This is a genomic window from Streptomyces sp. S.PB5, assembly GCF_030403745.1.
In the GTDB taxonomy this organism is placed as follows: domain Bacteria; phylum Actinomycetota; class Actinomycetes; order Streptomycetales; family Streptomycetaceae; genus Streptomyces.
Genome location: NZ_JAQMWP010000015.1, coordinates 233049 through 254789, shown reverse-complemented (window position 1 = coordinate 254789; position 21741 = coordinate 233049). Strand labels below are relative to the sequence as shown.

Annotated in this window: 19 protein-coding genes and 1 pseudogene; 13 read left to right on the top strand and 7 right to left on the bottom strand. The window is 69.7% G+C overall.

Annotation, left to right across the window (positions count from 1 at the left end):
• Window positions 1-23 precede the first annotated feature (23 nt).
• Complete coding sequence (locus PH203_RS34705) at window positions 24-692, bottom strand: class F sortase (protein WP_289925274.1); 669 nt, start codon at window positions 690-692, stop codon at window positions 24-26.
• Window positions 693-1025: 333 nt separating this feature from the next.
• Between PH203_RS34705 and PH203_RS34700 the strand changes: the two genes are divergently transcribed.
• Entirely contained in the window at window positions 1026-1517 is a 492-nt protein-coding gene (locus tag PH203_RS34700) for a hypothetical protein (protein ID WP_289925272.1), read from the top strand.
• A 99-nt stretch (window positions 1518-1616) separates the two neighbouring features.
• On the opposite strand, the gene PH203_RS34695 is transcribed toward PH203_RS34700, so the two are convergent.
• From PH203_RS34695 to PH203_RS34685, 3 genes are all read right to left on the bottom strand, one after another.
• Window positions 1617-2153 (bottom strand): hypothetical protein, encoded by a 537-nt coding sequence (locus PH203_RS34695; protein WP_289925271.1) that lies wholly within the window; start codon window positions 2151-2153, stop codon window positions 1617-1619.
• Between the two features lie 217 nt (window positions 2154-2370).
• Window positions 2371-3105: a DUF4239 domain-containing protein gene (locus PH203_RS34690; protein ID WP_289925322.1), complete on the bottom strand. Its 735-nt coding sequence runs from the start codon at window positions 3103-3105 to the stop codon at window positions 2371-2373.
• A 46-nt stretch (window positions 3106-3151) separates the two neighbouring features.
• Window positions 3152-3280: a hypothetical protein gene (locus PH203_RS34685; RefSeq protein WP_289925270.1), complete on the bottom strand. Its 129-nt coding sequence runs from the start codon at window positions 3278-3280 to the stop codon at window positions 3152-3154.
• A 691-nt stretch (window positions 3281-3971) separates the two neighbouring features.
• Here PH203_RS34685 and PH203_RS34680 point away from each other — a divergent pair.
• From PH203_RS34680 to PH203_RS34670, 3 genes are all read left to right on the top strand, one after another.
• The gene (locus PH203_RS34680; protein ID WP_289925268.1) at window positions 3972-4985 is read left to right on the top strand and encodes an SCO0930 family lipoprotein; all 1014 of its coding nucleotides are present in this window, start codon (window positions 3972-3974) and stop codon (window positions 4983-4985) included.
• A gap of 312 nt (window positions 4986-5297) precedes the next feature.
• Window positions 5298-6119, top strand: a complete 822-nt coding sequence (locus PH203_RS34675; protein WP_289925266.1) for an SAM-dependent methyltransferase — start codon at window positions 5298-5300, stop codon at window positions 6117-6119.
• Window positions 6116-8251 carry an EAL domain-containing protein gene (locus PH203_RS34670; RefSeq protein WP_289925264.1) on the top strand — a complete coding sequence of 712 codons (2136 nt, stop codon included), beginning with the start codon at window positions 6116-6118 and terminating at the stop codon, window positions 8249-8251. Before PH203_RS34675 ends, PH203_RS34670 begins: the two co-directional genes overlap by 4 nt.
• A gap of 39 nt (window positions 8252-8290) precedes the next feature.
• On the opposite strand, the gene PH203_RS34665 is transcribed toward PH203_RS34670, so the two are convergent.
• Window positions 8291-9124, bottom strand: a complete 834-nt coding sequence (locus PH203_RS34665; protein ID WP_289925262.1) for a LysR family transcriptional regulator — start codon at window positions 9122-9124, stop codon at window positions 8291-8293.
• Between the two features lie 132 nt (window positions 9125-9256).
• On the opposite strand from PH203_RS34665, the gene PH203_RS34660 reads away from it, so the two are divergent.
• Window positions 9257-10138, top strand: coding sequence for an NAD(P)H-binding protein (locus PH203_RS34660; protein ID WP_289925261.1), 882 nt, complete (start codon window positions 9257-9259; stop codon window positions 10136-10138).
• Window positions 10139-10141: 3 nt separating this feature from the next.
• Here the strand turns inward: PH203_RS34660 and PH203_RS34655 are convergent, their stop codons facing one another.
• Window positions 10142-11026, bottom strand: a complete 885-nt coding sequence (locus tag PH203_RS34655; protein WP_289925258.1) for a LysR substrate-binding domain-containing protein — start codon at window positions 11024-11026, stop codon at window positions 10142-10144.
• 131 nt (window positions 11027-11157) lie between these two features.
• On the opposite strand from PH203_RS34655, the gene PH203_RS34650 reads away from it, so the two are divergent.
• From PH203_RS34650 to PH203_RS34615, 8 genes are all read left to right on the top strand, one after another.
• Window positions 11158-11829: a succinate dehydrogenase gene (locus tag PH203_RS34650; protein ID WP_289925321.1), complete on the top strand. Its 672-nt coding sequence runs from the start codon at window positions 11158-11160 to the stop codon at window positions 11827-11829.
• A 2-nt stretch (window positions 11830-11831) separates the two neighbouring features.
• On the top strand, window positions 11832-13781 hold the full coding sequence (locus tag PH203_RS34645) for a fumarate reductase/succinate dehydrogenase flavoprotein subunit (protein ID WP_289925257.1): 1950 nt from the start codon (window positions 11832-11834) through the stop codon (window positions 13779-13781).
• A complete protein-coding gene (locus PH203_RS34640; protein ID WP_289925256.1) occupies window positions 13778-14527 on the top strand; it encodes a succinate dehydrogenase/fumarate reductase iron-sulfur subunit in 750 nt (249 codons plus the stop codon). Before PH203_RS34645 ends, PH203_RS34640 begins: the two co-directional genes overlap by 4 nt.
• A gap of 315 nt (window positions 14528-14842) precedes the next feature.
• Window positions 14843-15610 (top strand): GNAT family N-acyltransferase, encoded by a 768-nt coding sequence (locus PH203_RS34635; RefSeq protein ID WP_289925255.1) that lies wholly within the window; start codon window positions 14843-14845, stop codon window positions 15608-15610.
• Window positions 15610-16437, top strand: coding sequence for a lysophospholipid acyltransferase family protein (locus tag PH203_RS34630; RefSeq protein WP_289925254.1), 828 nt, complete (start codon window positions 15610-15612; stop codon window positions 16435-16437). Before PH203_RS34635 ends, PH203_RS34630 begins: the two co-directional genes overlap by 1 nt.
• A gap of 109 nt (window positions 16438-16546) precedes the next feature.
• Window positions 16547-17695: a pentapeptide repeat-containing protein gene (locus tag PH203_RS34625; RefSeq protein ID WP_289925253.1), complete on the top strand. Its 1149-nt coding sequence runs from the start codon at window positions 16547-16549 to the stop codon at window positions 17693-17695.
• A 632-nt stretch (window positions 17696-18327) separates the two neighbouring features.
• On the top strand, window positions 18328-20127 hold the full coding sequence (ltrA, locus tag PH203_RS34620; RefSeq protein WP_289925251.1) for a group II intron reverse transcriptase/maturase: 1800 nt from the start codon (window positions 18328-18330) through the stop codon (window positions 20125-20127).
• Window positions 20128-20203: 76 nt separating this feature from the next.
• Window positions 20204-20656, top strand: a complete 453-nt coding sequence (locus PH203_RS34615; protein WP_289925250.1) for a hypothetical protein — start codon at window positions 20204-20206, stop codon at window positions 20654-20656.
• Here PH203_RS34615 and PH203_RS34610 read toward each other — a convergent pair.
• A pseudogene (locus PH203_RS34610) lies at window positions 20643-21038 on the bottom strand (ABC transporter); the annotation flags it as partial. The gene PH203_RS34615 and the pseudogene PH203_RS34610 overlap by 14 nt on opposite strands.
• Window positions 21039-21741 lie beyond the last annotated feature (703 nt).

Here is a 21741-nt window from a genome sequence, read left to right as displayed (position 1 = left end):
GCGTCCGTCCGGTCGGGGAAAGCTCAGCGGACCTCGACCAGACGGGCGAAGGAGACCACGTTCCCGGCGTAGCCGTTCTGCTTGGAGAAACCGCCCCCGCAGGTGATGACCCGTAGTTCGGGAGTTCCCTTCGAACCGTAGACACGGTCGCCCGGGAAGTTGTTCTTCTCGAACACCTCGATGCCGTAGATCTCGAACACGGCCGTCTTTCCGTCGTGGCGGCGCACCTCGACGCGATTTCCCTTCTTCAGGGCCCCGAGTCCGTAGAACACGGCGGGGCCCAGTTTGTTGTCGACATGGCCGACGACGACGGCCGTGCCCTTCTCACCCGGAGCGACGGCACCGGTGAACCAGCCCGCCAGGTTCGGGTCCTCGGGCGGCGGCGCGTCCACCCAGCCGTCGGCGTCCAGACCGACGGGCACGACCGGCGCGTCGACCTGGATCGCGGGAATCCGCACCCGCTCGGGCACCGAGTACGGCAGTGGCTTCGCGGACCCGCCGAAGGTGCCGGGAACACGACTGTCCGCCGCAGCGGCGGTCGCCGGCTGCGGCGGACCCACGTCGAACTCTCCCGAACCATTCCGAATGAGAGCGAGGCCGGTCAGCAGCACAAGCGCTATCACGCCCCAAGGAGCGCGCCTCTTCCGCTGCTCCTCCTCTTCGGCCAGATCGGCCAGTTCGGACGCAGACATTCGACTTCCCCTCTCGACGCGGCCGTCGCCCCGTCATTTCGCGCATACGAGAACGCTAGGTACCGCTCGCGCATCCGGCGACGCGACAGCAGCGAACGGGTGGCCGCCATACCGGTGGGTGCGCCATCCGAGTTGCCGTCGGCAGGAAATTTCTGACGGTCCGTGACCTGCGGCAATATCCGATTGTGCGCTTTTCGTTCGGCGTGTCCTCTCACCAGGACGGACCATCGCCGAAATGCGCGCTCCGGCACGGCAACTGAGGGTCTTTCTGGGAGGTGCTTTCTCGCCGATCCACCGGGGACCGTTCCCGGGGCGCCTTCCGCGGAGGATCACATGCGTACCACCCGTGCCCTGGCGGCCTCTGTCGCCGCGGTCGCCGTCGTGGGGCTCGCCGCCCCTACGGCGTCGGCCTGGACCCAGCCCACCGGTGTCAGCGCCGCGCCCAGCGTCATCGCCCGGGGCGGTCAGCTGGTGCTCACCGTCAGCGGTGGCACTGCCTGCGCCGCGATGGGCAGCACCATCAGCTCGAACGCCTTCCCGACCACGCCGCTCATCTCGAAGGACGGCAGCACAGCCACCGCGACGGTGACCGTCAACGCGAACGCCAACCCGGGCGCGTACAGCGTCACCACCACCTGCGAAGGCACGCCGAAGACGTTCAACAGCGTCTTCACCGTCATCGGCGGTGTCCGCGGCGGTCTCGGCGGCAGCAGCTCCGCCGGCGCGACCCCGACCGACATGGCCATCGGCGGCGGGCTCGTGGCCGCGGCCGTCATCGGCGGCGGGCTGTTCTGGATGCGCCGCCGCTCCGAGAAGCGCATCTGAGCTTCCCCTTCGGAGACCGCTGAGCGCACGGACACAGGCCTTCGCCCCGGACCCTGGGAAGGGTGCCGGGGCGAAGGCCTGTGCCGGAGACCGCGGCGGTCAGGCGCCGTCCTCTCCGGTGCGGCGCCGGGAGAAGTGGTACGCCGCCCCGACCGAGCCCACGATCAGTGCGGCACCGAGCCCGATCTCCTTGAGATCGAATCCGGCGATCGTGCCGCCCTCACCGGCGTGCACACCCCGGTTCGGGTAGTAGGGGTACGGGGTGGGGGCCGGGCTGGTGCGCCCGGTGGCGATGGTCAGGTTCGTCGAACCGCTGGCCCCGTCACAGGAGAACGTCACCTTGTACACCGCGCCCGGTCTGGCGTCCCAGTCGACCACCGCCGTCGCCGACGACCGGTTCCCCGGGATGGTGATCGTGTCGAACACCGCCGAGCTGACCGTCGCGGAGCCGACACAGCCGCCGTTGTCCCGGTCCAGCTGCAGGGTGACCTGGCCACCCGCCGCGATCGTCGAGGGCTGCACACTGAAGCCGAACGGCGTGATGTTGTTGTCCCCCTTCGCCGCAGCGGCCGGCGCGGAGAGGGCGAGGGCACTGACGCCCAGCAGAGCGGCCGAAGCTACGCGTATCGCGCGCATGGTGAATCCTCCGGGTCCCCGAGGAGCAGCTTGCGGACCTTTTCCGCTTGCGCCAGAAATGCACCTCGATGACCGGAACGCTAGGAAGGTGCGCACACCTGCGCGAACGCTGTCGGGCGAATGGGGCACTCGTGTAAGCCGCCCGGGGGACGGCGACGGCGTGTCGGCCGTCCCCCGGCGGTCCGTCAGACGAGGGCCTGTCAGCCCTTGATGCCTGTCAGCCCTTGATGTCCGGGAAGAGATTCACGAAGGGCTCCGCCGAGGCCGTGATGCCCCGGCTGTAGGGCGCGTCGAAGTCCCAGATCAGGAAGAGCAGGAAGGCGATCAGCGCGGAGAAGATCCCGGCGAGCACCAGCTCCCGCGCGGTACGCCGGATCTGCAGCGCCAGGACCATGCCGATGGTGACGACGGCCCCGCCGATCAGCCCGAACCACACCACCCCCGGCATCGTCGCCCCCATCGAGTTGATGCGGGAGGTGCGGGCCTGGTCGGCCGCGGCCACCTGATCGACGAGCGGCTGGTAGGCCTGGGCCTGGAAGTCCGTCGTCGGCTCGTAGTCGGTGACGTCCCGGCGGATCCGGTCGAGGAGCACGGTGCCGCGCTCGGTGGCCTCGCCGTCCTCGGCCATCACCTTCCACTCGGTGTTCACCACGTGTCCGACATAGGCGTTGACATCGTCCCGAATGCGGTCACGGACGTCCGGGGGATAGACCCGGACCCGCTCCGAGATCTCGTGCAGGGCCACGGCCTCGGCCTGTACGTGGTCCTGGGCCGCGCTGCGTCCCTCCCATACGCCCGCGATGGCCAGACCCAGGACGATGGCGTACACCACGCCGATCCACATCGTCATGTACTCGATGACGTCCGGGGTCTCGCTGGGGTCCTCGTCATGGGCCGCCGCTTTGTGGCGGATGACCGAGATGAGGACCACCACGGCGCAGGCGGCCAGCATCGCGAGGGTGAGAACAAGCCATTCCGGCAACAGAGGCCTCCAGGGATCAGCGCGGACGCAGCGCGGCGACGGCGGCCAGGGCGGGCACCGTGATGAGCAGGACGAAGGTGAGCGGCGAGGTGCCGCTGTCGGCGGCCCGCCGGGGCGCCGGGGCCTTGTAGGCCGGGTAGTGCACGGGGGTTGCGGCGGGGCTTGGGGTGGGCTCCGCCGGTGGTGTGGGGGTCGGAGTCGGTGGCGGGGCCGGGGCGGGTGGTGCGGGCGCGGGTGCGGGGGGTGGGGGCGGTGTCGGTGTCGGTGTCGGTGTCGGCCGAGGCTGGGGTGGCGTCGGTCGCGGAGCGGGCGGGGGTGGCTTCGGGGGCGGCGTCACGGTCGGCCGGGGCACCACGGTCGGGGGTGGCTTCGGTGTCGGGGTGGGCGTGCACGTGGGTGTGGGCGTCGGTGTGGGTGTGGGGGTCGGCGTGGGTGTCGGGCACGGCGAGGGCGTCGGCCAGGTCAGGCTTCCGGCGGCCGCCACCGCCGTGATGCCGTCCGGCCCGGTCGAGACGGAGGCGCAGGCATCCGCCGTCGCCGTGCCCGCCGGTGCGCCGACGGCCAGCCATGTCAGTGTCAAGAGCAACAACACCCGTATGGCCGGGGCGTATTGGGTCGGTTCGGGTCGCTGCACGACGCAGATCATGAACCGAGAACGCGCCGCCACGTGCCCGGGTACCGGGGGATTGCCCCGAACGAGTGATCGGCCCGCTGCACAGTTCCCGGAAAGAAAAATGTGCCCCCGTTGAACACAACAGCCACTTCCGTCCGTACCCATGGCCGTGCGGCGGCGCAGTAGGGCGCTGCAACACCAGTACGACTATGGGGAGTTGACGATGAAGACCTCCTGGCGGAGCGCCTCACTCGCGGCGGGCGCCGCGGCGGTGCTGGCGCTGACGACGGCGTGCGGCCAGGAAGCCGGCCCGTCTGCGAGCAGCCAGAACGTGGGCGCGACGGCCGCGGCCGGTGACTACGGCAGCGCGGGCAACGCCGGTACCGGCATCGGATCCGGTCTGGGCAACGGCGTCGCCAGCCCCTCGGCCTCCGCGTCCCGGGCCACTCCCGCGGGCAAGCTGGCCGTCGTGACCAATCCCGAGCTCGGCAAGGTGCTGACGGACAGCGGCGGGCTGACCCTGTACCGCTTCGACAGCGACACCGCCGAGCCGCCGAAGTCCAACTGCGACGGCGACTGCGCGACCACCTGGCCGCCGGTGCCCGCGGACGACGTCACGGCGGGCGAGGGCATCGACAAGTCCCTGCTCGGCGAGGTGACCCGCAGCGACGGCAGCAAGCAGCTGACGATCGGCGGCTGGGCGGCGTACCGCTACGCGAAGGACGTCAATGCCGGGGACGTCAACGGCCAGGGTGTGGGCGGCAAGTGGTACGCGCTGGCCGCCGACGGCAAGAAGGCTGGCGGTGGCGGTGGCGGTGACGGTGGCGGCGGTGGCGGTGCCGAGGCGGCCGGCCTGCCCGGGCTGTCCACGCGCAACGACCCGGAGCTCGGCGAGATCGTCATCGACAAGAACGGCCACACGGTCTACCGCTTCATGAAGGACTCGCCCTGGCCGATGAAGACGGCGTGCACCGGCGAGTGCCTGGACAAGTGGCCGGTCATCACACCGGTCGACGCCAAGGACACCAAGGGCATCGACCTGAAGGGCTCCGGGCCCCGGGGGCAGGGCTACGTGATCTTCGACCGGCCCGACGGACTGAAGCAGCAGACCATCGACTGCGTGCCGATCTACACCTTCTCCGGTGACAAGAAGCCCGGGGACACCAACGGTCAGGGCGTGGGCGGCCAGTGGTTCGTCATCCGGCCCGACGGCAAGCCGGTCGGCGCGTCGCAGTAGTACAGGTCAACTCCCCAGGGCTGACCGCCCACCCCACCCGTCGTCCGAGCCGCGGAAGGGAGGTCCGAGGACCCCAGCGGAGTGCCCGACGGCACCCATCGCGCGCGCGACCCACGGCCCGCCCCCTGTGCACCGCACACAGGGGGCGGGCCGGTTTGCCTTGTTTCAGCGGGAGTTGGGCATGCTCCACGAGGCACGTGCCGCAGGCAGTGACCGGGAACGGACGGTCATTTTCCGGTTCCGCTCGCTCCTTTGGCGGGCGATCAGTAGCCTCTGCTCGAACACTGGATCGCCTACGCCTTGGAGAGACAGATGGAGCGACCCGCCTGGGCCCCACGGAGCATCGACATCTCGGTGCCCAGCGTCTCGCGCATCTACGACTTCTATCTGGGCGGTTCGCACAACTTCGAGGTCGACCGCGAAGCGGCCCGCAAGGCCATGGGGTTCATGCCGGGACTCCCCAAGATCATGCAGGCGAACCGGGCGTTCATGCGCCGCGCGGTGCGCTTCGCGGTGGACGAGGGCATCACCCAGTTCCTGGACATCGGTTCGGGTATCCCGACCTTCGGAAACGTCCACGAAGTGGCCCAGGACGCCAGCCCCGGCGCCCGGGTCGTCTACGTCGACCACGACCCGGTCGCGGTCGCCCACAGCGAGGCCGTCCTCGCCGGCAACGCGGACGCGGGCGTGGTCGCGGCGGACCTCCGCAAGCCCCAGGAGATCCTCGCGAGCCCCGAAGTACAGCAACTGATCGACCTGAAGCGGCCGGTGGCGCTGCTTCTCGTTGCCATACTGCACTTCGTGGAAGACCAGGACGACCCGTACGGAGCGGTGGCCGAGCTGCGCGACGCACTCGCGCCCGGCAGCCTGCTGCTGCTCACACATGCCTCGTACGAGGGAATCCCGCTGCCGCCGGAGCGGGCCGCCGGCACGGTCGACGTGTACAAGGACATCCGCAACCCGCTGATCATGCGCTCGCGCGAGGAGATCGCGCGGTTCTTCGAGGGGTACGACATGGTGGAACCGGGACTGGTGCCGATGCCGCGCTGGCGGCCGGAGTCGGAGACCTGGGACCCCGACGACGAGGATCCCTGGGCCTTCTCAGGGTTCGCCGGCGTGGGGCGTACCGCGTGATCGCCGAGCCGGACGGGCCGGAGGACAGACTGCGCCGGTTCGCGACGATCTGGAGCCGGGCGGTCTTCCCGGTGACCACGACGTCCTCGACCCGGCCCGAGTTCGAGGAGCAACTCCTGCCGCTGGCACGCCGGTTGAGCGAGGCGCTGCGGGCCAGGACCTTCGACGCGGACGAGGGGCGCGCGGTCGGCGCCGCGCTCGTCACGGTGCACTGCACCGACCCGGAGGCGCTCAGCCGCACCCTGGACTGCGTCGACGCCTATCTGGTGCTCTACTGCGGCGCCGACGGCGACCAGGAGGACCTGCGGGTGCGCGCCTCGCGTCTCCAGCACGCCATGGCCGCCGGATTCGCCGGTGCCCTGCGCGAGCGGACGCTGGTCGAGCAGGAGGCCATCTCGGCCGCCGCGCTCAAGGCACAGGGCGTGGTGGCGCAGGCGCTGCACGCCAGCGAGGCCCGCTTCCGCGCGGTCTTCGAGGGCGCCGCCATAGGGATCGGCATCGCCGACCTCGAAGGCAACATCCTCCAGGTCAACGAGGCGCTGCTGCGCATGTTCGGCATCACCGAGCCGATGATGCGCGGCCGCAACGTCCTGGAGTGGACCCACCCCGAGGACGCGCCCCAGACCTGGACCCTCTACGACGAGCTGGTCCGCGGCGAGCGCGAGCACTACCACCTGGAGAAGGCCTTCTCCCGCCCTGACGGAACGGTCCTGTGGACCAACCTCACGGTCTCCCTGCTCCGGGACGCGGACGGCAATCCGCAGTACCAGCTCGCGCTGATGGAGGACACCACCGAGCGCCGGCTGCTCAACCTCCGGCTGCGCTACGAGGCCACGCACGACGCGCTCACCGGCCTGCCCAACCGCACGCTGTTCTTCGAGCGCCTGGAGAAGGCGCTGGCCGTCGGCGCGGGCCAGCGCTTCGGGCTCTGTTACCTCGACCTCGACGGCTTCAAGACCATCAACGACAGCCTCGGCCACGCCGCCGGCGACCGGCTGCTCGTCGAGGTCGCCGACCGGCTGCAGTCCTGTGCCACCGCGCCCGGTGAGATGGTCGCCCGTCTGGGCGGCGACGAGTTCGTGGCGCTGACGACCGGACCCGACACCGAGCGCGAGGTCGACGACCTCGCCGCCCGCATCATGAACGCGCTGCTCGCCCCGGTCCGGATCGACGGCCGGGAGCTCACCGTGCGCGGCAGCATCGGCATCGTCGAGGGCCCGGCGGGGGAGCGCAGCGCGGCGGAGGTGCTGCGCAGCGCCGACATCACGATGTACCGGGCCAAGTCGGCGGGCGGCAACCGCTTCGAACTCGCCGACGCCGAGGCCGACGCCCGCGCGATCACCCGGCACGGGCTGACGACGGCGCTCCCGGCGGCCCTGGAGCGGGGCGAGTTCTTCATCGAGTACCAGCCGCTCGTCCACCTCGGCGACGGCAGTGTGCGCGGCGCCGAGGCGCTGGTGCGCTGGCTGCACCCGCAGCACGGCGTCCTCGGCCCCGACCGCTTCATCCCGCTCGCCGAACACACCGGCCTGATCGTCCCGCTCGGCCGCTGGGTGCTGGAGCAGTCGGTGCGGCAGGCGCGCGAGTGGCGAGAACGGCACGCGGACGCGGGTCCGCTGCGCATCAACGTCAATCTCTCGCCCTGCCAGCTCACCCACCCCGGACTGGTGCAGGACACGGTCGACATCCTGGAACGCGCGGGCGTGGAGCCGGACACGCTGTGCCTGGAGGTCACGGAGTCGGCGCTGATCGGCGCCGACGACGACCTGCTGAAACCGCTCAGGCGCCTCGCCGAGATGGGCGTCGACATCGCCCTGGACGACTTCGGCACCGGCTACTCCAACCTCGCCAATCTCCGGCGGCTCCCGGTGAGCATCCTCAAGCTGGACCGCTCCTTCACCCAGAGCATGCAGCAGTTCCCGGCGGACCCCGTCGACCTCAAGATCGTCGAAGGGATCGTCTCCCTCGCCCACAGCCTGGACCTCGCGGTCACGGTCGAGGGCGTGGAGACCGGGGCCCAGGCCGAGCAGTTGCGGATACTGGGCTGCGACACGGCCCAGGGCTGGTACTACGCCCGCCCGGGCCCGCCGGAGCGGCTGCACGAGCTGGCGCTGGTGGACGCGACGGGCTGAGCCTGCACGGCCGTACGGCTCGGCGGAGGAGACCGGTCGTCACGGTCGCGCGTCGGCCGCCACCGCCGTCGCTGCGCGGACGAGCGCTGCCGTGGCCGTGGAGCGGGACTGCTGGGGCCAGGCGATGTGCAGGACGGCCCGTGGCGCGTCCGGGAGCGGCCGGTAGACGACGCCGGGGCGCGGGTAGCGGGCGGCGACGGAGACGGGCAGCAGCGGGATCAGGCCGCCCAGCGGGACGAGCGCGAGCAGTTGGGCGAGGTCGTGGCCCAGCTTGCGGGTGTCGTCGAGGTAGCGGTGCAGCTCCCCGGCGCTCAGGCCGAGGTCGGCGAGCGACAGGTGCTCCCGCGCGGCGAGGGGATGGTCGGCGGCGAGGGCCGCGACGCGCGGTTCGGCGGCCAGGATCTCGGCGTCCAGGCCGGTGCGGTCGTACGGCTCGTAGACCAGCGCGGCGTCGGCCTCGCCCTGCCGCAGGAGCCGTGGTTGCTCCAGCCAGCCGCTCAGCCGGACGACGACCGGCAGGGCGTCCGGCTCGGTCGCGTAGCGGGCCAGGATCGGCTCCAGCAGCCCTCCGTCGCCGTCCGCTTTGACGGCCAGCACCAGCTTGGGATCGGTGGCGGCCGCACGCTGGGCCCGTCGGCCCGCCGCCTGGAGGGCGTCCAGGGCGCCCCGCGCCTCGTCGAGGAGGACACTCCCCGCCGGGGTCAACCGCACGCTGTGGGTGGTCCGTTCGAGCAGGGTGACGCCCAACTCCCGCTCCAGCTGCCGGATCGCCCGGGACAGCGGGGGCGGAGAGATCGCCAGCCGCTGCGCCGCGCGGGCGAAATTGAGCTCCTCGGCCACGGCGACGAAGTAACGCAACAGACGGGAATCCATGCGCCCTCCCCGGATCCGGTCGGTATTGCCCTGAGGGTAACAAGCGCGAGCCGATCGGTCCTTCAGTGCGGGCGCCCCGGGCGGCAGGCTCGACGACGTCAAGTGAGTCCGCATCGCTGGGAGTTGTTGTTCATGATCGTCATCACCACTCCGACCGGACAGATCGGCCGGCAGGTGCTGGAGCACCTCGTCGACCGCGCGGAAGGCGTCCGGGTGATCGTCCGCGACCCGGCCCGCCTGCCCGCGCGGGTGCGTGAACGGGTCGAGGTCGTCGTGGGCTCGCACGCCGATCCCGTCGTCCTCAAGGAGGCATGTCAGGGCGCCGACCGGGTGTTCTGGCTGGTGCCGCCGACGCCGGGCGCGCAGAGCGTCGAGGGGCACTTCCGTGCCTTCACCGAGCCGTTGTGCCGGCTGATCGGGGAGCAGGGCGTCGAGCGGGTCGTCGCCGTGTCCACCCTGGGCCGGGGAGTCGCGCGGAACGCCGGTCAGATATCCGCCTCGCTCGCCACGGACGAGGCGATCGCCGCCACGGGTGTGCCCTACCGGGCGCTGTGCGCGCCGTCCCTGATGGAGAACCTGCTGCGCCAGACCGCCTCCATCCGCGACGAGGGCCTGTGGCGTGAGGCGTACGACGCGGACCGCGTGATGCGTACCTGTGCCACCCGGGACATCGCCGCCGAGGCCGCCCGGCTGCTGCTCGACGGCTCCTGGAGCGGACAGGAGGACGTCCCGATGGTCGGTCCCGACGACCTGACACCGGAGGGCATGGCGCGGGTCGTCTCCGAGGTGCTGGAGCGGCCCGTGCGCGTCCAGCGGATCAGCAGCGCCGAGCAGCGGGCGGCGCTCATCCGGTTCGGGGCCTCCGAGGCCTGGGCGCAGGGGCTCGCCGACATGGTGGACGCGCTGAACGAGCTGGGCTTCTACGGCGTGGACGCGCCCAGCACCCCCGAGTGCGCCCCCACCGGGTTCCGGCAGTGGTGCGAGGAGGTGCTCAAGCCGGCCGTCCTGGCCTGACGCTCACCGCTCCAGCAGCATCCGCTGCAACTCCCTGGCCGCCCGCGGCGGAGCCACGTCGCTGCGGTGCGCCAGGGCGATGGTGCGGTGCAGCCCGGGCCGGGCGAGAGGCGTGACCCGCAGCCCCCGTCCCGACCGCGCCGCCACCATCCGCGGTACGACCGCCACGCCAAGGCCCGCCCGCACGAACCCCAGCACCGCGTCCATCTCGCCGCCCTCCACCGCGAAGTCCGGCTCGAACCCCTCGGCGCGGCAGGCGGCGACGGTCAGCTCCCGCAGGTCGTAGCCGTGCCGGAACATCACCAGACGCTCGCCCTCCAGATCGGCGATGCGTACGGTCCGGCGGCCGTCGCCCGGCTGGGGCGCCTCCGGGGACGAGACGACCACCAGGTCCTCCCGCAGCAGCTCCACCGTCGTCAGCGCCGGGGACGGGGTCGGCAGCGGGAGGACGACCAGGGCGAGGTCGAGAGCGCCGCGCGCGAGTTCCCGTACGAGATCGTGGGAGCCGCCCTCCTCGATCATGAGGTGGATGCCGGGATAGCGGTCGTGGTAGGCGCGCAGCACGTCCGGCAGCAGACCCGTGCACAGGCTCGGGGTCGCGCCCAGCCGGACCCGGCCGCTGCGCAGCTGCACCAGTTCCTGCACCTCGTGCCGGGCCGTGTCCGCGTCGGCGAGGATCCGCCGGGCCAGCGGCAGCAGGGCCTCGCCGGCGTCGGTGAGGGTGATGTTGCCGCGGGCCCGCAGGAACAGATCCGCCCCGAGTTCCCGCTCCAGCGCCTTGATCTGCTGGGACAGCGAGGGCTGCGCGACATGGACCAGATCGGCGGCGCGGGTGAAGTGCCGGGTCTCGGCGACCGCCACGAAGTACTGGAGCTGCGTGAACTGCATGGTCGTACGATAGATGCTCGATAGCCAGTGCCTATCGAATCAAGCTGTTCCATGTCTTGGACCGATGGGGCCGAACGGCCCTAGCGTTCATGGACATGGCTCTGGCAACGCGGACGGACCGACGGCCGTCCATGGCACGCACGGTGTGGGACAGCTCCGTCGGCAAGAAGACCGTGATGGCGGTCAGCGGGCTGATCATGCTGCTGTACCTGGTCGTCCACATGATCGGCAATCTGAAGATCTTCTTCGGGTCAGGGGAGTTCAACCACTACGCACACTGGCTGCGCACGGTCGGCGAGCCCTTCATGCACTACGAGTGGACGCTGTGGATCATCCGCGTGGTGCTCGTGGTCGCGGTCGTCGCGCACGCCACCTCCGCGTACCAGCTCAGCCGCCGCGACATCAAGGCCCGCCCCACCAAGTACGTGCACAGGAAGCCGCGGGCGAGCTACGCCACGCGCACCATGCGCTGGGGCGGCATCATCCTCGGCCTGTTCATCGTCTGGCACATCCTCGACCTGACGACCGGCACCGTGCACCCGGGCGGCTTCCAGGAGGGCCACCCGTACCAGAACGTCGTGGACACCTTCTCCACCTGGTACGGCAACGTCATCTACATCGTCGCGATGCTCGCCCTCGGCCTGCACGTCCGGCACGGCTTCTGGAGCGCCGCCCAGACCCTCGGCGCGGGCAGCCGCAGCCGCGACCGCGCCCTGAAGGCAACGGCCGACGTCCTCGCACTGCTGCTCACGGCCGGCTTCATCGCCGTACCCGTGGGCGTCATGACCGGAGTGGTGAGCTGAAGATGACCTCCTACGTGGATTACGCGCACGGCGAGCCCCTCGTCGACACCAAGGCCCCCTCCGGCCCCGTGGGCGAGCGCTGGGACAAGCGCCGTTTCGAGGCCAAGCTGGTCAACCCCGCCAACCGGCGCAAGCACACGGTGATCGTGGTGGGCACGGGTCTGGCCGGCGGCTCCGCGGGCGCCACCCTCGCCGAACAGGGCTACCACGTCGTCCAGTTCTGCTACCAGGACTCCCCGCGCCGGGCCCACTCCATCGCCGCGCAGGGCGGTATCAACGCGGCGAAGAACTACCGCAACGACGGCGACTCCGTCCACCGGCTGTTCTACGACACCGTCAAGGGCGGCGACTTCCGGGCCCGGGAGTCGAACGTGCACCGGCTGGCGCAGATCTCCGTCGAGATCATCGACCAGTGCGTGGCACAGGGCGTGCCGTTCGCGCGGGAGTACGGCGGGCTGCTCGACACGAGGTCCTTCGGCGGCGTACAGGTGTCGCGGACCTTCTACGCCCGGGGCCAGACGGGTCAGCAACTGCTGCTGGGCGCGTACCAGGCGCTGTCGCGGCAGATCGCCGCCGGGAACATCGAGATGCACCCGCGGACCGAGATGCTCGATCTGATCGTCGTCGACGGGCGGGCGCGCGGGATCGTCGCGCGGGACCTCGTCACGGGGAAGATCTCCACGTACTTCGCCGACGCCGTCGTGCTCGCCAGCGGTGGTTACGGCAACGTCTTCTACCTGTCGACGAACGCCATGAACTCCAACGCCACCGCCGTCTGGCGGGCGCACCGGCGCGGCGCCTGGTTCGCCAACCCCTGCTTCACCCAGATCCATCCGACGTGCATCCCGCGCACCGGCGACCACCAGTCCAAGCTGACGCTGATGAGCGAGTCGCTGCGCAACGACGGCCGGATCTGGGTGCCGAAGGCCAAGGGCGACGACCGGCCGGCGAACAAGATCCCCGAGGACGAGCGCGACTACTACCTGGAGCGCATCTACCCGTCCTTCGGCAACCTGGTCCCGCGTGACATCGCCTCGCGCGCCGCCAAGAACGTCTGCGACGAGGGGCGCGGTGTCGGGCCGGGCGGACAGGGCGTCTACCTCGACTTCGCCGACGCCATCGAGCGGATGGGCCGCAAGGCCGTCGAGGCCAAGTACGGCAACCTCTTCGACATGTACCAGCGGATCACCGACGAGGATCCGTACCGGGTGCCGATGCGGATCTACCCGGCCGTGCACTACACGATGGGCGGGCTGTGGGTCGACTACGACCTCCAGACCACCGTCCCGGGCCTGTTCGCGATCGGCGAGGCCAACTTCTCCGACCACGGGGCGAACCGGCTCGGTGCGTCGGCGCTGATGCAGGGGCTGGCGGACGGGTACTTCGTGCTCCCGGCGACGATCAACGACTACCTCGCACGTCATCCGCACCAGGAGGCGGTGACCGACGAGCACCCCGTCGTGCAGGAGGTGCTGGCGGAGACGGAGGACCGGCTCAACCTGCTCCTGTCCGTCGACGGCGACCGCACACCGGACTCCTTCCACCGTGAGGTCGGCGAACTGATGTGGGAGTTCTGCGGCATGGCCCGCACCGACGCCGGGCTGCGCAAGGCCCTGGAGCGGATCCCGCAGATCCGCGAGGAGTTCTGGCGGCGCATCAAGGTGCCGGGCACCGGCGAGGAGTTCAACCAGTCGCTGGAGAAGGCCAATCGCATCGTCGACTACCTGGAGCTCGCCGAGCTCATGTGCCTCGACGCACTGCACCGCGCAGAGTCCTGCGGCGGCCACTTCCGCGAGGAGTCACAGACCCCGGACGGGGAAGCGGCCCGCAAGGACGAGGAGTTCGCCTACGCGGCCGCCTGGGAGTTCACCGCCACCGGCGAGGCTCCCACCCTGCACAAGGAAGACCTGGTCTTCGAGTACGTCCACCCCACCCAGCGGAGCTACGCATGAAGCTCACCCTGCGCGTCTGGCGGCAGAAGAACGCCGACGCCGACGGCGCCATGTCCACGTACGAGGTGGACGGCATCTCCTGCGACATGTCCTTCCTGGAGATGCTCGACACCCTCAACGAGGAGCTCATCCTGCGGGGTGAGGACCCGGTCGCCTTCGACCACGACTGCCGGGAGGGGATCTGCGGCGCGTGCTCCCTCGTCATCAACGGCGACGCCCACGGGCCGGAGCGCACCACCACCTGTCAGCTGCACATGCGGTCCTTCAAGGACGGCGACACGATCGACATCGAGCCGTGGCGGGCGTCCGCGTTCCCGGTGATCAAGGACCTGGTCGTCGACCGGTCGGCCTTCGACCGGATCATCCAGGCCGGCGGGTACATCACCGCGCCGACCGGTGCCGCGCCGGAGGCCCATGCGACGCCGGTGCCCAAGCCCGACGCCGACTTCGCGTTCGAGCACGCGGAGTGCATCGGATGCGGGGCGTGCGTCGCCGCCTGTCCCAACGGCGCGGCGATGCTGTTCACCTCCGCCAAGGTCAACCACCTGAACGTGCTGCCGCAGGGGGCGCCCGAGCGGGAGACGCGGGTGCTGGACATGGTGGCGCAGATGGACGAAGAGGGCTTCGGGGGCTGCACGCTGGCGGGGGAGTGCGCGACCGCCTGCCCGAAGGGCATTCCACTGGTCTCCATCACCGGGATGAACAAGGAGTGGCTGCGGGCCACCCGGAAGACGGCCAAGCGCTGAGCCGTACAAGGACGTTCGCCGGAAGGTGCGGACGGGCGGGGCCGGGAGTGGTGCTCTCCGGCCCCGTCTCGCATGCGCGGCGACCCCGTCCTGGAGTGCGTGCTCGACGGGACGGAGACGCGCCACTGGCTCGGAGGTTGCGTCCCGGCGACGTGACGGTCGGCCGACCGTTCCGTTCAACAAGCTCACATCCCGGCTCTCGCCTTCGGTCATGTACCGGCCAGCCGGCATCGGAAGAACAGGTACGCGCAGGCCGTACCCGACCCGGCCTGTTCTTCCGCTCAGGCCGACCCGGCCCGTGACCTGGAGTGAGCCATGACCGCCGTATCCGCTCTGGACTCCCCGCCCCTCGCCGCTCCCACCCGCTACACCGTCTCCCTCGCCCGCGACGAGTCCGACGTACGCGCCGCCCAGCGGCTGCGGCACGAGGTGTTCGCCGGAGAGATGGGCGCCCTGCTGTCCTCCCCGCAGCCGGGCCACGACATCGACCCCTTCGACGCCTACTGCGACCACCTGCTCGTCACCGACACCCTCACCGGGCAGGTCGTGGGGACGTACCGGTTGCTGCCGCCGGAGCGTGCCGCGGTCGCCGGGCGGCTGTACTCGGAGAGCGAGTTCGACCTCTCCCGCATCGACTCGCTGCGCCCCGGACTCGTCGAGGTCGGCCGCTCCTGCGTGCACCCCGACCACCGGGACGGCGCCGTCATCTCGCTCATCTGGGCCGGCATCGCCCGCTACATGGTCGACCGCGGGCACGAGTGGCTGGCCGGCTGCTGCTCCGTCCCGCTCGCCGACGGCGGCGCGCTCGCCTCCGCGACCTGGGACCGGGTGAAGGACAAGCACCTGGCGCCCGAGGAGTACCGCGTACGGCCGCTGCTGCCCTGGATCCCGGGCGGGCCCGCCCCCGCCGGCCGCACCGAACTGCCCGCCCTCCTGCGCGGCTACCTCCGCCTCGGCGCCTGGGTCTGCGGCGAACCCGCCCACGACCCCGACTTCGGGGTCGCCGACCTGTACGTGCTGCTGTCGATGCGCCGGGTCAACCCGCGCTATCTGCGGCACTTCCTCTCCCTCGTACCGGCCTGATGAGCGTCTGGCTGCCCAGCGCGCCCTGCACCCCGGGGGTGTGCGTGGAGCCGACGGGGTCGGGCACGGCCGTACCGCGTGCCGTGCTGCGGCTGGCGGCGGTCCTGACCCTGGTGCTGGCCGGGGTCCTGCTGTCGCCGCTCGGCGGGCTGATCCCCGCCGGGCTGGTGAGGCGGTGGTGCCGGTGGATCGTACGGGCCGCAGGGGTCCAGGTCCGGGTCACCGGCACCGCCGCGCCCACCGGCGGGCTGCTCCTGGTCGCCAACCACATCTCCTGGCTCGACATCCCGCTGCTCGCCGCCGTGCGCCCGGCCAGGATGCTCGCCAAGCGGGAGATCCGGCAGTGGCCGGTGGCGGGCGCACTGGCCGCCCGGGGCGCCCTGTTCATCGACCGGGAGCGGCTGCGGGCCCTGCCGGACACGGTCGCCCGGATCGCCCGGTCCCTGCGCGACGGGCACGCGGTCGCGGTCTTCCCCGAGGGCAGCACCTGGTGCGGCCGCGCCCACGGCACCTTCCGCCGGGCCGTCTTCCAGGCAGCGCTCGACGCCGGGGCCCCCGTCCAGCCCGTGCACCTGCGCTACCGCCTCGACGGCGGTACGGCGGCCAGCACCGCGCCCGCCTTCGTCGGCGAGGACACCCTGCTCGCCTCGGTGTGGCGGGTGGTGTCGGCGCGCGGTCTGGTGGCCGAGGTGGAGGTGCGGGACGTCATCCCGGCGGGCGTCCATGCCGACCGGCGGTCCTTGGCGGAGGCAGCGCAGCGACAGGAATGCCTCGGCGGCGCACATCACCCGTGCTCCGCCGTGATGGTCGGCACGAAGGCATCCTGATTCACTCCAAGTGAGTGTGTGCGCTGCTGTGTTCGGGGACCATCCCGACATGTCCGTTGCACCTGTGCCCACTTGGCCCGTCTGTGGCGAAGGTGACTGTCATGGGGTCGTGGTCCGGGAACGGGGACGCTGTCTCGCCCACGTCACCGCTCCGGACCGGCAGATCGCCCTGCTGTCGGCCTCTGCCGGGAGCCGCGCTGACTACAGAGGTGTGCCCTTCACGCCGGAACTCCTGGCCGAGTTGCGGCGCTGGACCCAGGGTGTGCTCTACGAGGCCCGGTTCGACCAGGCCGTGTTCTCGGGCGAGGCCGACCTGAGCGGCTTCGTGTTCTCGGGGCGGGCCGACTTCACGGACGCCCGCTTCCAGGGATCGGTGGACTTCGGCAGGGCACGGTTTCGCCATGGGGCGGATTTCCTCAGGACGGTTTTCGAGGAGGACGCTGGTTTCGACCGATCCGAGTTCGAGGACTCGGTGGACTTCATGCGGGCGGAGTTCCGCTCGACGCTGTCGATGACCGGAACCTGTGTCATGGGGATCCTGGACCTGTCCCGGGTGCGTTGCTCGGGCTCCATGGAGGCCACGCTCGTGTGCACGCACGAGGCACGGCTCGGTGGCGCAGTCATGGAGCAACCAGTGCACCTGCAACTTGCCGTGCCGCGTCTCTACTGCCGGGAGACGTCGTTCCTGGCCTCCTCCGCCTTGCTGCTGCGGTTCGCAGAGGCCGATCTGACGGACGCGCATCTCGCAGCCCGGCTGTCCTTGTTCCACCACTACGGACTGTTCCTGCTGCCCGACCGTACCGCCATGGACGAAACGCGGCTCCAGCCGTACATACCCGACCGGTTCGGAGCCCCTGAACTGGTCTCCATACGAGGAGTGGATGTCTCGCACCTTACGCTGGTCGACATGTGGTTGCGGCGGTGTCTGTTCTTCGGAGCACACCACCTCGATCAGATCCGCATCAGTGGTGAGTGCTATTTCGCCTACCCGTACCGGGACTGGGGCGTGCACGGCGGCGTGCCGCTGCGCTGGGCCCGGCGCCGGACGATCGCCGACGAGCACCTGCTCAGACACGGCGTCGAACGCAGCGCCCGTAACCGTGGGGCCTGGCGCGAGATCACCGACGATCTCCCAGGGACCGTCATGGAGCCCGCGCACGTGGCCCAGCTCTACCGCCAGCTGCGCAAGGCCCTGGAGGACAACAAGGACGAGCCCGGTGCCGCCGATTTCTACTACGGCGAGATGGGTGCGGCCTGAAAGCCGCTCCGGTCCAGTGAAGACATTCCAGAGGAAGGAGGTCTTCCCCGCCAAGTGACCAAGATGGCGGGCCCCCGGCGAGGCGTGCAGGACCGGTAACGGACCTGTGCGAAGCCCTCGTAACCGAAGCTCCAAGACCATGCAGGCTGCTGCGAGGCACAGGGCCAAGGGGGAGAGCTGAAGGGTGAACGCAAGTGAACCTCTGATGAGGTCCCGTAACCGTAGATGCCGGAGCAGTGCAGAACGCCGGCACAGGGCTACTGCTGCGAAGCAAACACGGCACGTCGGTCCCATTTACGTCGTGCGTGGTCACCGTGGCCCCGGGATATAGGAGGCACCCGACCCAGCTCGCATCTGGACGGAGCGGAACAGGACAACCCCGTAGAGGTCCGGTCGCATGACCGGTAGGCCGACGGAGACGGAAGCTCAACTCCTCTGCGGGCGAAGGAAGGCTCGAGAAGCAAAGGCCGCTGGGGCGAAAGCCCAGGGGAAAGGGCGGACGACGGCACCTCAGCCGCCGCCTATAACCCGGCGGATACCAGCCAGGTGGCTGGGCGCGAAAGCGAGCTGACGCGGGCCTGGTGGACCTTTGAAGATGCCAACGCAATGAGACCGAAAGTCAGGAGACCGGAGTGGACGCGGAGGTGGTTGACGTGACCGTCGCGACGGAATCTGAGACAGCCGACGTGACGATGGCCCTGAGCGACGCCGAGCAATGGCGCAGTACCGACTGGGCCAAAGCGGAGGCGGACGTCCGGCGACTGAGGCAGCGGATCTTCAAGGCGGCACGTGAAGAAGACCCGAAGAGGGTTAGAAATCTGCAGAAGTTGATGCTGAGGGCACGAAGCAACACGATCGTTTCGATCCGCCGAGTGACTCAGCTCAGCGCTGGACGCCGCACCCCCGGAGTCGACGGGACGGTCGTGGTCGACGAGCGGCAACGAGGACAACTCCTGCGGGAGCTGACCGAGGAGCCGCGGTTCAGGCCACTGCCGGTGCGGCGGGTGCATATCCCGAAGGCGAACGGCAAGAAGCGACCACTGGGCATCCCCACGATCCGGGACCGAGTGGAGCAGGCCAGGGTGAAGAACGCCCTGGAGCCGGAATGGGAGGCACGTTTTGAAGGGCGAAGCTACGGCTTCCGGCCCGGACGAGGGTGCCATGACGCGATTGGCGCGATATTCCAGACACTCGCCCGCAAGGGCGCCAAGAAGGTCTGGATCCTGGACGCTGACCTGTCCAGCGCGTTCGACCGCATCGACCATGACCGCTTGCTGGATGCCATTGGCGACTTCCCGGCCTGCCGGGAGATCAGAGGATGGCTGAAGGCCGGGGTAATGGAGAACGGCAGGTTCGCCCCCACCGAGGAGGGGACGCCGCAGGGCGGGGTGATCAGCCCCCTGCTGCTCAACATTGCACTCCATGGCATGGAAATCGCTGCTGGATACGATCCGAGCCTCACGCAATTACAGAGGTCTCGGAGGAACATCCCGACGCTGGTCCGCTACGCCGACGACTTCGTCGTCATGTGCGCGACGGAGGCGGAAGCATGGCAGATCAAGGAGAAGCTCACCGACTGGCTGATGCCGAGAGGGTTGACCTTCAACGACGAGAAGACCCATGTGGTCCATGCGTCGGAAGGTTTTGACTTCCTCGGATTCAACGTCAGGAGGTACGACGAGAAGCTCCTGATCAAGCCCAGTAAGGCAGCGGTGCAGAAGGTCAAGAGGGAGATCACTGACCGATGCGAGCGTATGGCAGCGGCCAGAACAACGGATCTGATCCGAAATGTGAACCCTCTGATCAAGGGTTGGGCCACCTACTACCGAAGCGCCGTATCCAGCGAGACGTTCAACAAGCTGGATTGGTGGCTGTACAAGCGGGCGTACAGGTGGGCAAAGAGACGGCACGCACAGAAGTCGCGCAGCTGGGTCAAGAGCGCATACTTCGGCCGCTTCAACCCAACCCGGCAGGACAACTGGGTCTTCGGCGACATGGAGACCGGTGCCTTTATGGGCAAGTTCGGATGGACGAACATCCAGCGCCACGTGATGGTGAAGGGTGCAGCGTCCAAGGACGACCCGGAACTGGCGGAGTACTGGCGGGAGCGAACGCGTAAGCGCAAACACCCGCAGGCAGACGGCAAGTTCGCCGTCAATCTCGCAGCCAGGCAGAAGGGACTCTGTCCGCTGTGCGGACTTGACCTGATCGATGGAGCGACGTACGAACCGGACTCGGTCCGCGACTGGGCCAATTGGTTCCACGCCAGCTACCGGACGATTCACAAGCATCATCTGATCTACCGCTCACGCGGCGGGTCAGATCAGGCGTCCAACCAAGCCCTGGTCCATTCCGACTGTCATCGGAGGCATCACGCGTCCCATGACTACGGTCAAACGCAGAATCAAGTGCTACCCAAGGGGTCTGCTTGAGCCGTGTGCCGCGACGAGTGGCACGCACGGTTCTGAGGGGGGCCTCGTCCCGAGAGGGGCGGGGCCTACCCGACAGATGCGCCGTCTTGACCACACCGAGACGACGCGGGCCGAACGCTGGCTGCTCCACGCCTACTGGCTGGCGTCGGGCTATGGCTTGCGGGCTTCGCGTGCCCTTGCCTGGCTGCTGCTGGCGATGTGCACCACGGTGGTCCTGACGCTTGGGCTGGGGCTGCCGGACCGCAGCCCCCACGACACTGTCACGGGCAGTCTGCCCCGTGACGGTGGCCAGGTCACTCTTGAGGTCGACACGCCATCCCCCGAGCTCACACTTCCTGTCGATGAACGGTTCACTTCCGAGCGTCTTGAGAAGACGCTGCGCATTGTTCTCAACTCAGTGATCTTCAGGTCCAGCGGGCAGCAACTGACTCTCTGGGGCACTTACATCGAGATGGTGAGCCGTTTCACGGAACCGGTGTTCCTCGGACTCGCCGTGCTCGCCATGCGCGGACGGATCAAGCGGGGCTGACGAACCTCCGGGCCAGATACGGCGCCGTGGCGCTCCCCTCTGTCCGGGCTACCTCCGCCGGAGGCCCCGTCGCCATGATCCGGCCGCCCTCGCCGCCGCCCGGGCCGAGGTCGATGACCCAGTCCGCGCCGGCGACGACGAACATGTCGCGCTCGACGACGATGACGGTGTGCCCGGATTCGACGAGGCCGTGGAGCTGGCGCATCAGGACCTCGACATCGGCGGGATGGAGTCCGGTGGTCGGTTCGTCGAGGAGGTAGAGGGTGTGGCCGCGGCGGCCGCGCGGCAACTCGCTGGCGGGCTGGCCCAGGCGCAGATAGCCGAGACCGACGTCGACGAGCGTGCCGAGGCTGCGGGCGACGGCCGGGGTGTCGGCGACGTAGGAGCGGAACGCCGCTGCTGCAGCGAGACGGCCGGCGGCAGCCCTGGGATCTCCCCGACCTTCGGCGCCCCGACCTGGTGGATCAGCCGTCGCGCATAGGGCGCCACCGACTCGAAGTACAGCCGCTGCGCCTCCGCGTAGATCGTACCGAACGCCAACGACGGCTTCCCCGACCCGGGCACCCCCGTGAACACCGCCAGCACACCCCGCGGGATGTCAACGTCCACACCCTTGAGGTTGTGCTCCCGGGCGGCGCGGACACGGACATACGGGGCGTGGGGGTTGTGCATGAGGGGGAGCTCCACCTTCCTGAGTATTTTAATATCGACTGGAATTGACGCTGCGAAGATCACACTCGGCCGGGATCCTATGGGTCCGTACTGGGAAGCGTCGCAGAGGACCGCCTGTGCAGTTCATGGCGCCCTCTCAGGGGAGGACGTCGGGGTGGGGACTTCCACGCAGGAACGCCGAGAACGCTACTTTCAGGCCATCTCGGTTCACTCGGATGCGACACCGGCCAGAACACCCGACCAGCCCAAGGCAGGCCCGACCCGGAGCAGGGGCAGAGGCGGGGGAGAACGCAATCCGCCCACGGAAGCGACCAGACGACTCTGCGCGGCCGCGCACGCACGCCCGGATCGGCTGGAGCCGGTCACCAAGGTATGGCGGCACCTGAGTACTCATGGCTGGGGCCTGGACTCGG